The organism is Paractinoplanes maris (assembly GCF_023544465.1).
In the GTDB taxonomy this organism is placed as follows: Bacteria; Actinomycetota; Actinomycetes; order Mycobacteriales; family Micromonosporaceae; genus Actinoplanes; species Actinoplanes maris.
This window is the reverse complement of record NZ_JALPVL010000010.1, coordinates 261,297-275,941: the sequence shown is the minus strand read 5'-3', so window position 1 is coordinate 275,941 and position 14,645 is coordinate 261,297. Positions and strand designations below refer to the sequence as shown.

The 14,645-nt window shown below is 70.7% G+C and carries 13 protein-coding genes and 1 tRNA gene; 9 read left to right on the top strand and 5 right to left on the bottom strand.

Translation table 11 applies throughout. From position 1 onward, the window contains the following. The first annotated feature begins 101 nt into the window (after positions 1-101). On the top strand, positions 102-1,736 hold the full coding sequence (locus NAG42_RS28775; protein WP_250034941.1) for a methyl-accepting chemotaxis protein: 1,635 nt from the start codon (positions 102-104) through the stop codon (positions 1,734-1,736). A gap of 217 nt (positions 1,737-1,953) precedes the next feature. Then, complete coding sequence (locus tag NAG42_RS44440) at positions 1,954-3,126, top strand: calcium-binding protein (protein ID WP_284045998.1); 1,173 nt, start codon at positions 1,954-1,956, stop codon at positions 3,124-3,126. Positions 3,127-3,173: 47 nt separating this feature from the next. Here the strand turns inward: NAG42_RS44440 and NAG42_RS28760 are convergent, their stop codons facing one another. The 3 genes from NAG42_RS28760 to NAG42_RS28750 all read right to left on the bottom strand — a co-directional run bounded on the left by NAG42_RS28760 (position 3,174) and on the right by NAG42_RS28750 (position 6,078). Next, on the bottom strand, positions 3,174-3,866 hold the full coding sequence (locus NAG42_RS28760; RefSeq protein ID WP_250034940.1) for a Crp/Fnr family transcriptional regulator: 693 nt from the start codon (positions 3,864-3,866) through the stop codon (positions 3,174-3,176). Beyond that, on the bottom strand, positions 3,842-5,953 hold the full coding sequence (locus tag NAG42_RS45095) for an adenylate/guanylate cyclase domain-containing protein (RefSeq protein ID WP_308201205.1): 2,112 nt from the start codon (positions 5,951-5,953) through the stop codon (positions 3,842-3,844). The genes NAG42_RS28760 and NAG42_RS45095 overlap by 25 nt, the downstream gene beginning before the upstream one ends. Positions 5,954-6,005: 52 nt before the next feature. After that, positions 6,006-6,078, bottom strand: a tRNA-Gly gene (locus tag NAG42_RS28750). A 108-nt stretch (positions 6,079-6,186) separates the two neighbouring features. Between NAG42_RS28750 and NAG42_RS28745 the strand changes: the two genes are divergently transcribed. From NAG42_RS28745 to NAG42_RS28735, 3 genes are all read left to right on the top strand, one after another. Beyond that, positions 6,187-7,833: an FAD-dependent oxidoreductase gene (locus NAG42_RS28745; RefSeq protein WP_250035105.1), complete on the top strand. Its 1,647-nt coding sequence runs from the start codon at positions 6,187-6,189 to the stop codon at positions 7,831-7,833. A 45-nt stretch (positions 7,834-7,878) separates the two neighbouring features. After that, entirely contained in the window at positions 7,879-8,199 is a 321-nt protein-coding gene (locus tag NAG42_RS28740) for an STAS domain-containing protein (RefSeq protein ID WP_250034939.1), read from the top strand. Positions 8,200-8,468: 269 nt separating this feature from the next. Then, positions 8,469-8,672 (top strand): helix-turn-helix transcriptional regulator, encoded by a 204-nt coding sequence (locus tag NAG42_RS28735; protein WP_250034938.1) that lies wholly within the window; start codon positions 8,469-8,471, stop codon positions 8,670-8,672. Between the two features lie 562 nt (positions 8,673-9,234). Here the strand turns inward: NAG42_RS28735 and NAG42_RS28730 are convergent. Continuing rightward, the gene (locus NAG42_RS28730) at positions 9,235-10,401 is read right to left on the bottom strand and encodes an MFS transporter (RefSeq protein ID WP_250034937.1); all 1,167 of its coding nucleotides are present in this window, start codon (positions 10,399-10,401) and stop codon (positions 9,235-9,237) included. Between the two features lie 557 nt (positions 10,402-10,958). On the opposite strand from NAG42_RS28730, the gene NAG42_RS28725 reads away from it, so the two are divergent. Beyond that, on the top strand, positions 10,959-11,351 hold the full coding sequence (locus tag NAG42_RS28725) for a MarR family winged helix-turn-helix transcriptional regulator (protein ID WP_250034936.1): 393 nt from the start codon (positions 10,959-10,961) through the stop codon (positions 11,349-11,351). Between the two features lie 85 nt (positions 11,352-11,436). Here NAG42_RS28725 and NAG42_RS28720 read toward each other — a convergent pair whose 3' ends face one another. After that, positions 11,437-12,498 carry a glycoside hydrolase family 26 protein gene (locus NAG42_RS28720; RefSeq protein WP_250034935.1) on the bottom strand — a complete coding sequence of 354 codons (1,062 nt, stop codon included), beginning with the start codon at positions 12,496-12,498 and terminating at the stop codon, positions 11,437-11,439. 302 nt (positions 12,499-12,800) lie between these two features. On the opposite strand from NAG42_RS28720, the gene NAG42_RS28715 reads away from it, so the two are divergent. The 3 genes from NAG42_RS28715 to NAG42_RS28705 all read left to right on the top strand — a co-directional run bounded on the left by NAG42_RS28715 (position 12,801) and on the right by NAG42_RS28705 (position 14,557). After that, a complete protein-coding gene (locus NAG42_RS28715; protein WP_250034934.1) occupies positions 12,801-13,328 on the top strand; it encodes an RICIN domain-containing protein in 528 nt (175 codons plus the stop codon). Between the two features lie 99 nt (positions 13,329-13,427). Next, positions 13,428-13,835 (top strand): TetR/AcrR family transcriptional regulator, encoded by a 408-nt coding sequence (locus tag NAG42_RS28710; RefSeq protein ID WP_250034933.1) that lies wholly within the window; start codon positions 13,428-13,430, stop codon positions 13,833-13,835. Next, entirely contained in the window at positions 13,832-14,557 is a 726-nt protein-coding gene (locus NAG42_RS28705; RefSeq protein ID WP_250034932.1) for an aminoglycoside adenylyltransferase domain-containing protein, read from the top strand. Before NAG42_RS28710 ends, NAG42_RS28705 begins: the two co-directional genes overlap by 4 nt. The last annotated feature ends 88 nt before the right edge of the window (positions 14,558-14,645 follow it).

Below are 14,645 nucleotides of genomic sequence, written 5' to 3'. Positions count from 1 at the left end.
GCGTCGGCCGTCGCCACATTCCGGATAAACACCGCTTTGGCGAGAAGGTTTCGCAATAGTGAGGGGGAAGTGTTTCCGGACTGCACCCGACGGAGAACGACATGAGCGCCTTGGCCCTGAACGAGCCGATCCCCGTGACACGCGCGGGACGGCGGTCCTTCGACGACCTCGGTGTGAGCGTGAAGGTGCTGGCCGCGGTCAGCGTCGCGGCTCTGGTGGCGCTCTCCGTCGGCATCATGGGACTCGTCGCGCTCAGCAACGTCAGCGACTCGGCGCAGGTGATCTACACCAGCAACGTCTCGGGCGTCCGGTCCATCGGTCAGATCCGGGCCGAGATCAGCGAGACCCGGCTCGACACCGCGTTCCACGCCATCTCGACCACCGACGCGGCGATGCAGAAGTACGCCGCGTCGTTCGATGAGGACGTGGCCGGTTTCGCCGCGGCCATGGCCGCCTACCGGAAGAGCGGCCCGGCGGGCGACGCGGCCTTGATCGATCGGCTGCAGAGCGATTGGAACGACTACCTCGAGGTCGCGCGCACCCGGCTGTTGCCCACCAGCGAGAAGAACCAGCTCGCGCAATGGGACCAGATCCGGGTGAGCCAGGTGGTTCCCATCCTCAACAAGGTCGCCGCCACGGTCGCCACCCTCGAGGAGGCGGAGACCACGGACGCCGCCAAGAACGCGGCGGCCGCGGAGAACGGTTACACCAGCAACCGCACCAAGGCGATCATCATGCTCGTGGTCGGGCTGGCGCTGTCGGTGGGACTGGGCTCCTGGGTGGCCCGCCGGATCGTGGGCTCGCTGAGCAAGGTCACCGTCGTGTGTGACGGTCTGGCCGACGGCGACCTCACCCGTACGACCGGTCTGACCACCGCCGACGAGCCGGGCCGGATGGGACGGTCGCTCGACGCCGCCATGACCCGGCTGCGCGCGACGGTCGCCACGATCGAGGCGTCCGCCGCCTCCCTGGCCGGTGCCTCCGACCGGATGACCGGCACCACCACCCAGATCGCCTCCACCGCCGAGGAGACCTCGGCGCAGGCCCTGGCCGTCTCGGCCGCCGCCGAGCAGGTCTCGCGCAGCGTCGACAGCGTCTCGGCCGGCAGCGAGGAGATGGGGGCGTCGATCCGCGAGATCTCCGAGAACGCGGCCGAGGCTGCCCGGGTCGCGTCCGAGGCGGTCGCGGTCACCGCGGCCACGTCGGCCACGATGGGCAAGCTGGGTGAGTCGTCGGCCGAGATCGGCAACGTCATCAAGACGATCACCTCGATCGCCGAGCAGACCAACCTGCTCGCGCTCAACGCCACCATCGAAGCGGCCCGGGCGGGCGACGCCGGCAAGGGCTTCGCGGTCGTGGCCAGTGAGGTCAAGGATCTCGCCCAGGAGACGGCCCGGGCCACCGAGGACATCTCGAACCGGGTCCAGGCCATTCAGGCCGACACCAGCGGCGCGGTCGCCGCGATCGAGGAGATCTCGCTGGTGATCGAGCGGATCAGCGATTTCCAGACGACCATCGCCTCGGCGGTCGAGGAGCAGACGGCCACCACCGCGGAAATGAGCCGCAGTGTCACCGAGGCGGCCGGCGGCGCGGGTGAGATCGCCGAGAACATCACCGGTGTCGCCGAGGCCGCGCGCCTGACCAGTCAGAGCGTCGCCGAGACCCAGGAGGCCACGGCCGACCTGGCCCGGATGTCGTCCGAGCTGCGCAGCGTGGTCTCCGCGTTCCGCGTCTGACCCCGGTGACAAAGTGTCCGGCTTGCGACCATGAAATGTTTGCGGAATAGTATCAACGAGATGCAACAAGTCGTCCGGTAGCAATTCGACGACAGTTTCCACACGTATCTTTACCAGTTCGGGCGCGTAATTCTTCCTCCAGTCGGGACCCATTCGGCTGCGAAGGTTCTGCGGTACCCATTCCAGGGTGCGAGATCTTCCAGGGGGGAAGAAAGCAATGAACACACTTCAGACCGCGACCGGACGCCGACGGATGCTCCGAATCGCCGTCCTGGCCGTGGCGGGCGCCGCTCCGGCGTTCATCCTGTCCGCCCCGGCCCACGCCGTGACCGGGGTCGCCAAGATCGGCAACAACATCGTGGTGAACGCCTCGAACAACCGGGCCAACAACGTCACCGTCGACCGCGTGGGCAATTTCTTCCGGGTCCGCGACACCGGCGACAACCTCGTGGCCGGCGCGGGGTGCGCGGGCGGCCCGGGCACGATCCTCTGCTCGGCCAACGGCGTGGTCCGGCTCGTCGTCAACACGGGCAACCTCAACGACCGGGTCGTCAACCGGACCACCACCCGCTCGACGATCAACGGCGGGATCGGCAACGACATCCTGACCGGCGGGTCGAACAACGACATCGTCAACGGCAACGCCGGGGCCGACACCCTCGCCGGCGGCAACGGCAACGACGCCCTCTTCGGCGGGGACGGCGCCGACAGCCAGAACGGTGGCAACGGGGCCGACACGCTCAACGGCGGCAACGGCAACGACCTGCAGCGGGGCGGCAACGGCAACGACCGGCTCAACGGCGACGCCGGCAACGACACGCAGCTCGGCGACGCGGGCAACGACGTCCTCGTCGGCGGCAGCGGCAACGACCGCCAGTTCGGCGGGGCCGGTAACGACCTGGTCATCGGCGGGCTCGGCAACGACACCCAGTCCGGCGCCACCGGCAACGACCGGTTGAGCGGCGACGCCGGCAACGACACGCAGACCGGCGGCGACGGCAACGACATCCTGCAGGGTGGCACCGGCAACGACACCCAGCGCGGCGACGCGGGCAACGACAACCTCCAAGGCGGGGCCGGCAACGATCGGCAGGACGGCGGAGCCGGGAACGACACCGTCGCCGGGGGCACGGGCAACGACACGCAGACCGGTGTCGCGGGCAACGACACCCTGCGCGGCGAAGCCGGCAACGACGTGTCCCGCGGCGGGGCCGGCAACGACGTCGTCAACGGCGGCGCGGGCAGTGACTTCCTCTTCGGTGACGCGGGCAACGACCGGCTCAACAGCCTCGACGGGGTGAACGCCAACGACCGCAACTTCGGCGGCGTGGGCACCGACCTGTGCCTGTCGAACCCGGGCGACCTGCGCAACAGCTGCGAACTGCCCTGACCCGTACGGAATCAAGGGGTGGAGTGCCGGACCGGCGCTCCACCCCTTCACTTCGCCCGGTCGCGCAGACGGTCGAGATCGATCACCGACACCGAGCGTCGGCTGGTCTCGATGATGCCCTGGCGGCGCAGGGTCCGCAGGGCCTTGGTGACCGACTCGCGCGACGACCCGGTCCAGGCGGCCAGCTCGTCCTGGGTGAGCGGCAGGGTGATGCGGACGCCGTGCTCGGCATCGGCCCCGAAGCGCTCGGCCATCTCGGCCAGGCGCAACGCGACCCGCCCCAGAGCGTCGTAGGTGCCGAACTCGATCCGCTTGCGGTCGGCGTCGCGCAGCCGTGACACGATCATCCGCACGATGCGCACGGCCGCGTCCGGGTGCGTTCCGAGGAAGTCGAGGAAGGCGGACACCCCCACGACGTACGTCTCGAGGGGTTCCAGGGCCGACACCGACGCCGAGCGCGGGGCGCCGTCGAGCGCCGACATCTCCCCCACCAGGGCGCCCGGCCCGCGGATGGCCAGCAGCACCTCGCCGCCCTGCGCGGTCAGCGAGAACACCTTGGCCCGGCCGCTCAGCACGATCACCACGGTCGTCGACCGGTCGCCCTCGCTGAACAGCGTCGCCCCGGCCGGCCAGCGTCGCCGCCGGCCGATCCGGAACAGGTCGTCGCGGTCCCCGTCGGCCAGCACGGTGACGAACTCGCCGGGGTCGGTGCAGGTCAGGAGACCAGGCTCAGGTGCCACGGGCTCTCCCCTCGCAGGCCGTGCAGCACGAAGGCGGGCACCGGCTGGACACGCCCCTTCACCATCAGATCACCCAGCGGTGTGACCAGCGCGCCGTCGCCGATCCGGTCGCGAGTGGACGCGCCGATCACCACCTGTCCGGGCGCGGCCTGGGTCTGGAGCCGGGCGGCCACGTTGACCGCGTCGCCCATCGCGTTGAAGTTGCGCAACGCCTCGCCGCCGATGTTGCCGACCAGCGCCTCACCGGTGTTGACGCCCACCCGGAAACGCGGCCAATCCGGGCGGGCGGCGGCTATCCGGTCGACCTCGTGCTGGATCTTCAGCGCCGCCCGGGCCGCGCGCAGGGCGTGGTCGGGCTGCCGGGCGGGCGCGTTGAACAGGGCCATCAGCGCGTCGCCGACGAACTGGACGACAGTGCCGTTCTCGTCGAGCACGGCCCGGGTGGCCACGTCGAAATAGCGGTTGAGCATGTCGACGATCTCGGTCGGCGACGACCGCTCGGAAAAAGTCGTGAAGCCCCGCAGGTCGGCGAAGAGCGAGGTCACCTCGAGGACGGCGCCACCGAGCGCGGCCTGGCTGGGGTCGGCGACCAGCGCGGTGGCGACGTCGGGCGACATGTACTGCCGGAACAGGACGTCGAGCTGCCGGTAGAGCCGGGCGTTCTCGAGGGCGATCGCGATCTGGGCGGCGAGCGAGGTGAGCAGGGCGGCATCCCGCTCGGTGATCGGGCGGCCGTGGCCGGCGATCAGCACCCCGGCCGGATGCCCCTTGACGACGAACGGCAGATACAGCGTGCCGTCACTCTCCTGCAGGTGCGCCCGGGCCAGGGCGGCTTGCGCCAGCCGTACGGTGTGGACCTCGACCGGTGCGGCGGCGGACGGTCCGGCCGCGAGCACCGGGGGCAGGATCAGCCGGTCCTCCTCGACCAGACCGATGCGTACGGTGAAACCGCCGAAGGCGGCCGCGACCCGGTGCACCGCCCCGCGCAGCAACTCGAAGTCGGCCACCATCACCCGCGCGTCCTGCCCGAGAGCGACCAGCGCGCCCAGCTTGCGGATCTGGTCCCGTTCGGCGCTCAGGGCATCGGCGGCCCGGCCGAGCACGGCGGCCTGCCCGTCGGTGAGCTCGAAGCGCCGGGCCACCCGCTCGGTGGTGGCCGCCAGCTGTCCCTCGGTCAGCGCACCCTGCTCACCGCGCTGCAACGCGTCGGCCAGCCCCTCGAGCGCCGCACTGTATTCCGCGCGCAGCTGCCGGACGGTCTCCTCCCGGCCCACCGCCGCGAACAGTCCGGTGGCCGCGCCCTCGTTGCGATATTGCACCCAGGCGCTGTACGCGACATACCCGAAGCCGGCCGCCATCAGCGCGTGCCACAACCACCACGAGGCGTGCCAGCTCGGGCCGGCGGCCATCGCCACGGCGGCCTCGGCGAGCAGGACGTCCGCGGTGACGACGGAGAGCAGCATGACCGCGCGCCGCCGCCGGTAGAGTAGGTAATACCGCACGGCCGCATACCCGAACAGGATGACGCCGGCCGCCGCGAGCAGGATGGCCGGGGTGCGCTCGTCGGCGCCCGGCACCCGGTTGAGCGGGGGCGACCCGGTGAGCGACACGACCGCCCAGGCCGCGGCGAGCGCCAGGACACCCGTACGCAGAAGGCCTGAGAACCGCAGCAGCCGCCGCTCACCGCCGGGTGAGAGATCGGCCGCGCTCGCCGCGGCGAAGATCGCGGCCACGGTGAGCCCGACCGGCGAGGCATAGACGAAACCGGCGTTGCGCGCGTCGAGCACGACCTGCGGCGTGGCCGCCGCGTGCAGGCCCAGGAAAGCGGCGGCGACCAGGAAGGACAGTGCGACCAGGAGCAGCCGGGTGTCCTCGCGGCGCCGGGCGGCCTGGTTGATGACGATCGCCAGCACCAGGCTGACCAGGGCGACGGCGAGCACCAGAGCGAAGTGGACGGGCTCGTGCTGCCAGTGGCCGTCGATCTCGGGCCGGGCGACCAGCAGCCACAAACCGGCCATCGGGGCACTCAGATGAGCGACCCAGACCACCACTCGCGCCGCTCCGCCGCGGCCAGCCACCGGCTCCATCGGCACGTGCTCACCCTAGTCGCGCCCGACCTGGGAAGCTGTGTCAGAAAAGAGCGGACGACGGGATTCGAACCCGCGACCCTCACCTTGGCAAGGTGATGCGCTACCAGCTGCGCTACGTCCGCGATGGGGGAAACCATACCGGATCGGCCGGTACCGATGCGCAGCCGCCCCATCAGTCAACCTACCGATGTCGCATCCCCGCCGGTGGTGGCAGCATCGGCGGCGTGGTGATGTCGTCCTTCCCCGAGCTCGGGGACCAGTTCGAGGAACTCGCGCAGGCGGCGTTCCACACGCTCGACGAGGCCCAGTTCGCGCGGGCGGTCTCCTACGGCTGCCCGGAGGAGGTCGTCGCCGGACAGCTCGTCTTCGACGTGGGCGACGAGGACGGCGACCTGCTGCTCGTCGAGTCCGGCGAGATCGAGGTGCTGCAGGGCGGCCTGGACGACGAGCCGATCCTGCGGGCCGGGGCCGGGCAGTTCGTCGGCGAGCTCAACCTGCTGACCGGGCAGACCCGCATCCTGCGGGCCCGGGTGGTCACCGCGGGCCGGGCCCACCGCGTGCCGCCGGAGCAGTTCCGGCTGCTCATGGCGCAGGACGCCGAGCTCAGCGACCTGCTGCTGCGCGCGTTCCTGGCCCGCCGTCAGCTGCTGGTGCAGCGCGCGGGCCGCAACCTGGAGATCATCGCGGACGAGACCACCGGGGCCGGGCTGGCCCTGAAGACGTTCCTGATCCGCCAGGACCTGCCGCACCGGTGGGTGGAGCAGGGCACGCCCGAGGGCGGGGCCGAGACCGCGGCGGCCGGGCTCACCGGCGCCGACCTGCCGGCGGCGATCATGCCGCGGGTGACGATTCCCCGAGTCGACCCGCGGACGCTCAGCCACCAGCTGGGGCTCACCTACCGGCGTACGCCGAAGGGGGTTGCCGACCTCACCATCGTCGGCGCCGGGCCGGCCGGCCTCGCAGCCGCTGTCTACGGCGCGTCCGAGGGGCTCGAGACGGTGCTGCTCGACGCGGTCGCGACCGGTGGGCAGGCGGCGGCCAGCTCGCGCATCGAGAACTACCTGGGTTTCCCGTTCGGGCTCAGCGGCGAGCAGCTGGCCGCGCGGGCGGTCGTGCAGGCACTGAAGTTCGGCGCGCACCTGGCCAGTCCGTGCGGGGTCGAGGCGATGCGCCGCTCGGATCAGGGACACGTGCTGACGCTGGTCGACGGCACCGAGGTCGAGACCCGGGCGGTGCTGATCGCGACCGGTGCCGCCTACCGGAATCTGCCGCTCGACCGCTGGCCGGACTTCGTCGGAGCGGGCATCTACTACGCCGCGACCGAGCTGGAGGCCCGCGCCGTGGCCGGGTTGCCGGTGACGGTGATCGGCGGGGCGAACTCGGCCGGGCAGGCGGCGATCTATCTGGCCCGGCACGCCGGGCACGTCACACTGGCCGTACGGGGATCTGATCTGACCACGGGCATGTCGAGCTATCTGGTCGAGCGCATCCGGGCCGACCCGCGGATCACGGTGCGCACCTCGACCCGGGTGACCGCGCTGGCCGGCGAGCACCGCCTCGAGGAGATCACGCTGGCCTCGGGCCCGGACGGCGAAGGGTGCGGGTGCTTCGGGCTGTTCTGTTTCATCGGGGCCACCCCGGCCACCGGCTGGCTGACCGACGTGGCGCTGGACGAGAAGGGCTTCGTGCCGACCGACGTACAGCTCGGTGACCGGTGGACCGGGATCGGGCGGGGGCCACTGCCGTTCGAGACCAGCGTGCCGGGGGTGTTCGCGGCCGGCGACGTGCGGTGGTCCTCGATGAAACGGGTGGCGGCGGCGGTGGGTGAGGGAGCGAGCGCGGTCCGCTCGGTTCACCAGGCACTGGCGGCCAAATGATCTCTCGTCGTGCTGTGCTGGCAGCGCCCGGGTAGCATTGCGCCAATGCCGATGGACGCCACGATTGTGTACGAACCGGCCGACGCGGACGGTCTCGTCGTCGCCTCACTGAGCGGTGAGCTCGACCTCGACCGGGCCGACGCCGTGCGCGACCAGCTCGCGGCGATCGCCGCCGACGACGCCTGCCGTTACCTGCGGATCGACGTGGCCGGTCTCGACTTCATCGACTCGTACGGTCTGGGCGCCCTGGTCAGTGCCCGCAACAGCGCCGCCGCGACCGGCGTGACGCTGACGCTGGCCGAGCCGTCACCTCCGGTCCGCAAGGCGATCGAGGTCACCGGGCTCGGCCACGTCTTCGGCCTCTAGCCGTTACCCGCTGATCCAGCCGCCGTGCGCCGTCCCGGGCCGGCCGGGCCACCTCAAGCGGGCTCGCGGCCGTGCCCGAGCGTCCGCGGGATGCCGGTGGCCGATCAGGCCTGGCGGGCGGCGTTGCGTTCGGTGACCTGGCCCTGGAGGCGATCGGCAGCGCTGCGGGGTCGGCCGTCTTGATTCACTAGTCGTCCGGCAAGGCGGGACGACTACTAGTCACCACCGAACCGTTCGTGACTAGTGCTTCCCGCCTATAGTCTCCCGACATGGAGAAGGTGGTCCTGATGGGCGCCGGCGAGATCCGCCGCCGACTGGGTATCAGCCGTCAGCGCGTCCAGCAGATCATCACCCGGAAGGACTTCCCCGACCCGTATCAGGAGCTGGAGATGGGCAAGGTCTGGGACGCCGTGGATGTCGAGCGGTGGATCGCCACCTACCGGCCCCAGCTCAACCAGGAGGACGGCCTCTAGCCCACGCGGGGCACGCACCGCCGGCTGGCGGCCGATCCCCTCGTGCGCTCCCAGGATCATCCGGCCCGAGCCGGCAGCTGTCGAGCGCAGCCTGCGCAACACCACAGTGCTGATCGGCCGGACCGGCACGAACTTACGATCGGGCGCTGCCTGTCATCGATCGCTCACCCGGCACGGGTTTGCCATGGTCGCGTCGAGTCATCGCGCTCGGCTTGCTTGACCACTCACGCGGCCGGCGGTTTGCGAACGGTCGCGGCCTGATCATCCCTCGCCGGCGGGATTTCGAGATCGGCTGCAGCCCGTCATCGCGCGCCCGGCAGGCTTGACCGCTCACCCGGCCGGCGGTTCCCGAACGGTCGCGGCCCGCCATCGGTCGTCCGGCACGGGCTTGCGCTAGCTCACCGGCACGGGCTTGCGCTAGCTCACCGGCACGGGCCTTGCGCTAGCTCACCGGCACGGGCTTGCGCTAGCTCACCGGTACGGGCTTGCGCTAGCTCACCGGTACGGGCTTGCGCTAGCTCACCGGTACGGGCTTGCGCTAGCTCACCGGTACGGGCTTGCGCTAGCTCACCGGTACGGGCTCGGTGTGCGGAGCCCGAGCCAGCGTGGCCGCCGTGGCCATCACGGCGAGGCCGGCCACGGTGATCAGCGCGCCCGCCCAGATCGGTGACGTGTAGCCCAGACCCGCGGCGATCGCGGAGCCACCCGCCCAGGCGCCGAGCGCGTTGCCCAGGTTGAAGGCGGCGATGTTGGCGCCGGAGGCGAGCGTCGGCGCCGACGACGCGTAGTGCATCACCCGGGTCTGCAGGCCGGGGACGGTCGCGAAGCCGAAGGCGCCCATCAGGAACAGCCAGACAACCGTGGCGATCGGGCTCGAAGCGGTAGCGGCGAAGCCGGCCAGCACCACGGCCAGTCCGACCAGGACGATCAAGAGCGTGCGGTCGACCGAGCGGTCCGCGGCCCGGCCGCCGATCGCGTTGCCGACAAACAGACCGGCGCCGACCACCACGAGCAACCACGGGACGGCACCGGACGAGAAACCACTCACGTCGGTGAGCGTGTAGGCGATGTAGGTAAAGGCGCCGAACATCCCGCCGAAGCCCAGGACGGTCACGACGATCGACAGCCAGACCTGCACCGAGCGGAAAGCGCGCAGCTCACCCCGGACGGACGAGGACGACGAGCCACCCCGTGGAACCAGTACCAAGATGCCGAGCCAGGCGATGACGCCGACGGCGGTGATGGCCCAGAACGTGGAGCGCCAGCCCGCGGCCTGGCCGAGCAGCGTGCCCAGCGGCACGCCGAGGACGTTGGCCGCGGTCAACCCGGTGAACATCGTCGCCACGGCGAAGGCGCGGCGCTGGGGAGCGACCAGGTCGGCGGCGAGCACGGCGCCGATGCCGAAGAAGGCACCGTGGCACAGGGCGGCGACGATGCGACCGGCCAGCATGACTTCGTAGGTCGGGGCGATGGCCGAGAGCAGGTTGCCCGCGATGAACAGGAGCAGCAGCCCGAGCAGCACGTTCTTGCGCGGGAGGCGGGTCGTCGCGATTGTCAGGCCGAGCGCGCCGACCACCACCGCGAGCGCATACCCGCTGATCAGCCAGCCCGCCGTGGCCTCGGAGACGCCGAAGTCGGCGGCCACCTCCGGCAACAGACCCATGATGACGAACTCGGTGAGCCCGATCCCGAACCCGCCGATGGCGAGCGCCACGAGGCCCAAAGGCATGACCATCCCCTGTCTTGCGTACGCTCGAAGTTGCATAAGCGTTTAATTGCGTACGCTGGTAGTTGCAGACGCGGCATTCTTGTCGGCTCAAAGTTTGGCGCACGCTGATATGCCGCGCAAGCAACTACCACGTGACCACGCTCACCGCCCGCTTCAACTCGCCGGTGAACGCGCGGACCGACTGACGGGTGGCCTCTGCGCGGGTTGAGCGCAGGGGCCGCGCTGACCCTGCCGCCTGGCAGGGCTGGCTTGACCGGCGGCCGAGCGGGCTTGACCGGCCGCCGGGCGTGCTGACCGGCGGCCAAGCGTGCTGACCGGCGGCCAAGCGGGCTGACCGGCGACCAAGCGGGCTGACCGGCGACCGGGCGGGCTGACCGGCGACCAAGCCGGAGCAGTTGGCTGGTTGGGCGGCTCGGCCCGCCGGACCGGGACGCGGCCGGGTGGACTGGACGCGGCTGACGTGTTCGACGGGCGCGCGGCATTATTGAGGCGTTACGGGAGGTGCGATGGGGATCGCGGACACGGCGGTGGAAGTTCGGGCCAGTGGGTGGCGGCGCTTGGCGGCTCTTCACGGGCTGATCGAGGCGTCGCTCGAGCGGGAGCTGACCAACCGCTTCGAGTTGAGCGTTGTCGAGTACACGGTTCTCGACGCACTCAGCCGGCAGCACGGCTGGCACATGCGGATGCAGCAACTGGCCCGAGCCGCCGCCCTGAGCCCCAGCGCCACCACCCGTCTGGTCAACCGCTTGGAGAGCCGGCGCCTGCTGACCCGTGTCCTCTGCGACGACGACCGCCGCGGCATCTACACCGAGCTGACCCCGATCGGCCGCGACCTCTTCGAACAGGCCCAGCCGGTCCACGACGACGTGCTCCGCCAAGCTCTGGCCGACGCCCGCCACATCCCGGAGCTGGCCGACCTGGTCGACCACCTGCGGGGCGGCGGCATCTGACGCCGCGGCTCCGTCACACGCAGAAACGCCCGGCGCCGCAGCCACAAGGGCTGCGTTTCGCCGGGCGTATATCTGAAAGCGGTTCTTACTTCAGCCGGAGCTGGACGTTGAACTTCGGGCTGGCGGCGAGCTTGCGGAACGCGTCCAGGCTCGACGGCGCGCTGTTGATGCTGATGTCGCGGTCGCCGAACATGTCCTTCTTGGTGTCGAAGTAGACGATCGCCTTCACCTGGGGACGCTTGGCCAGCTCGGGCAGCACGCTGTTGAACTGCTTCGCCTTGTCCACAACCTTGCCGATGCGGTGGTACGCGCCCCACTCGGCCACCATCAGCGGCTTCGAGGCGTGCTTGGTGGTCGCCCACGAGTAGAAGCCCTCGCCACCCTTGGCCTTGCGGTCGAGCAGGTCGGCGAACACACCGGCGTGGTAGTAGTTCTGCTCGGCACTGACGTAGGAGTCCAGGCCGATCCAGTCGACGACGTCGTCACCGGGGTAGAGGTCCTTCCACCACGACTGGGCCATCCACTTCTCGTTGCCCATGTAGGCGACGACGTTGACCATGTTGCCGAGGCCCTTCGACTTCAGCCGCTTGATCACGTGGCGGTAGGAGGCCGCGAAGTCCTTCGCGGTCATGCCCGACGCCGCGTCCGTGCGCACGTCGTCCTCGGGCTCGTGGTTGAGCACCAGGAAGAACTTCTCCGGCAGCGTCGCCTTGACCCGCACCGCGAACGCGTCGATCCGCGCGTCCAGCTTGCCGGCGGCCACGTTCTTCCACGTCGAGCCGTACTCGACGCGCCAGTTCAGCAGCAGCACCCGCGGCTTGCCGGGCTCGCGCACCATGGCGATCTCGGCCGCGGTCGGGAACTTCTCGTCACCCTTGTGGTAGGTGTGGAAGATCGTCGCGGTCCGGCCGCTCAGCTTCTCCCAGTTCTTGTGCTCGACGTCGCGCGGCAGGTTGGTGAAGCCACCGGCGGCGGCGCCCCACAGCACGCCGCAACTGGGGACCAGCTTCGCATCCGTCACGCACGCGGCCGGCTTCGCGGCGGGCGTGGGCGTCGTGGCGGCCTGGGCCGTGGCCGGGCCGGCAGCGAACGCGGCGCCGACCCCGGCGACGAGTGCGGCCAGCGAGTACACGGACTTACGAAGCATCGAATCTCCCCCTGTTGTCCGGCCGTTGTCCGCCGGGCATGAGACGAGATTCCAGGGCGGCGGGTGCGCGCCAAGTGCCCGTCCCGGTGCGGACGGGTTGCGCGTTCTCCCGGGTCTGCGGCCCTTCGGCCGCTGCGATCGGTCGCGCACGCCCGGGGTTGAGCTTTTCCCGCCGTACGCCGGAAGCAGCGCGACACCCGGCCGGACAACAGATGAATGAACGTCGATGGGTCTTTCGCTCGGCGCCGCGGCTGGCGCAGGATCTTGGCGAAGCGATGTTCACCGACCGAACGGGGCTGACCTTGATCGCACGACGTTCCCTGCTCGCTGCTCTCCTTTCCGTCATCTGCACCGTCGCGCTGCTGCCGGGCGGGGCTGCCCAGGCCGCGGCCGGCGACGGCTGGTTCCGCATCGTCAATGCCCTCGGCTTCGCGCTGGCCGCCGACGACACCTACGAGGGCGGTAACGCCGAGTTCGCCAATCCGGAGCCGACGAGCGGGGCCCCGGTCTACGCGCAGGCGTGGCTCCGGGTGCGGGACCCCGACGGGTTGCTCCGCTTCCGTAACGCGGTCGCCCCGGCGTGGTACGCGCTCACGGTGAACACCGGGCTCGACTGGGTCAACAAGCCGGTGATCCTCATGGGCAACAACACCAACTTCGCCAACCAGAAGTGGCGGGCCGTTCCGGCTTCCAACGGCTTCGTCCTGCTGCAGAACCCGTACACCGGCAAGTGCATCGGCACGCCGCCGACCGGCAACCTCTCGGTGTACGTCGTGGCCTGCAACGCCAACGACAACATCCAGCGATGGAAGGTCACCGACAACGACTAGAACTGCGCACCTGGACCCGCCCGGCCGCCTCGGTCCGGGCTGGTCCGCTGTCTCACCGGATCCCGTACGGAGTGAGTACTCACTCCGTACGGTCGACGGATGACCAGATCGACGGACCGGCGCCGGGCGCCGGGGATGACCGCGGAGCAACGACGCGACAGGATCGTGCGGGCGGCCCTGCCATCGGTGGCGGAACTGGGAGCGGGCGTCACCACGGCGAAGATCGCCCGGGCGGCCGGCATCGGTGAGGCCACGATCCTCGGCGTCTTCGAGGACAAGAACGCCGTGCTGACCGCCTGCGTCGCGGCAGCCATGGACCCGGCCCAGGTGCTGAGCGAGCTGTTCGAGCCCGACCGCGACGAGCTGCGCCTGAATCCGGAGGCCGCCGCGGACACGTTGCTGGGGCTGTTCTCCGGGCGGGGCCGCTTTCCCGGCACTCAGGATACGGACGTCTCGACCGCCGGCCTGGTCGAGGTGTTCCTCCACGGCACCCTCGCCGGCAAGTGACCGCAGTCGACCGCATTGCCCGGGACATCGACGCGATCCTGGGCCCGGGCGGCCGCGCGGTGATCCTGCACGGCTCGCTGGCGGCAGGCGGCTTCCGTCCCGGCGTGAGCGACATCGACCTGCTCGCCGTCGTTGATACTCCGCTCACTGACGGCCAGGCGGACTCCCTCGTACGCCTGGCTCGCGACACCCCTCTCGGCGACGCCGCCGGACTCGACCTCGATGTGGTGACCACCGAAGTCGCCCGCCACCCGACCCCCGCTCCCCCACTGGAACTCCACCTGGGCCGCGGTCTCACCGAATCCGATCCGGAGATCGAACGCCGCGTCGCTACCGCACCCGACCTCCCGGCCGAGCTCTCGATGGCCCGCCAGGACGGCCGTGCCCTGACCGGAACCACCGACATCCTGGCCCCCGTCCCGGCCGAGTGGGTGATCGCCCGCGGCCGCCATTGGCTCCGAACCTGGCAGACCCGGACCGACGACACCGCCCATGCCGCCTTCATGGTGCTGACCGCCTGCCGCATCTGGCGTTTCGCCACCGAGCACACCCACTCCCCCAAGGCCGACGCCGCCCGCTGGGCGCTCGCGCGGGACCCGTCGCTGCTCGCCGTCCGGCAGGCCCTCCAGCAGTACGAGGGCGATCCCACCACCGTCGTCGACGAGCCCGGAATCGCCGTCCTCCTCGCACTCGCCCTCCGCCACACCCCGCAGCCGGGGTAGGTACGCGCCGCGCGTTCAGCCCCGGTTTCATACCAGGTGCGGGGACCCGACGAGGCGCTGAGCTCCCGCGGGATCACGAGGAGACGGG

Excerpts from the sequence above, each read along its gene's own strand:
- NAG42_RS28775 (WP_250034941.1), top strand. The coding sequence starts at position 102 with ATGAGCGCCTTGGCCCTGAACGAGCCGATCCCCGTGACACGCGCGGGA.
- NAG42_RS44440 (WP_284045998.1), top strand. The coding sequence starts at position 1,954 with ATGAACACACTTCAGACCGCGACCGGACGCCGACGGATGCTCCGAATC.
- NAG42_RS45095 (WP_308201205.1), bottom strand. The coding sequence starts at position 5,953 with ATGGAGCCGGTGGCTGGCCGCGGCGGAGCGGCGCGAGTGGTGGTCTGG.
- NAG42_RS28745 (WP_250035105.1), top strand. The coding sequence starts at position 6,187 with ATGTCGTCCTTCCCCGAGCTCGGGGACCAGTTCGAGGAACTCGCGCAG.
- NAG42_RS28740 (WP_250034939.1), top strand. The coding sequence starts at position 7,879 with ATGCCGATGGACGCCACGATTGTGTACGAACCGGCCGACGCGGACGGT.
- NAG42_RS28735 (WP_250034938.1), top strand. The coding sequence starts at position 8,469 with ATGGAGAAGGTGGTCCTGATGGGCGCCGGCGAGATCCGCCGCCGACTG.
- NAG42_RS28730 (WP_250034937.1), bottom strand. The coding sequence starts at position 10,401 with ATGCCTTTGGGCCTCGTGGCGCTCGCCATCGGCGGGTTCGGGATCGGG.
- NAG42_RS28720 (WP_250034935.1), bottom strand. The coding sequence starts at position 12,498 with ATGCTTCGTAAGTCCGTGTACTCGCTGGCCGCACTCGTCGCCGGGGTC.
- NAG42_RS28710 (WP_250034933.1), top strand. The coding sequence starts at position 13,428 with ATGACCAGATCGACGGACCGGCGCCGGGCGCCGGGGATGACCGCGGAG.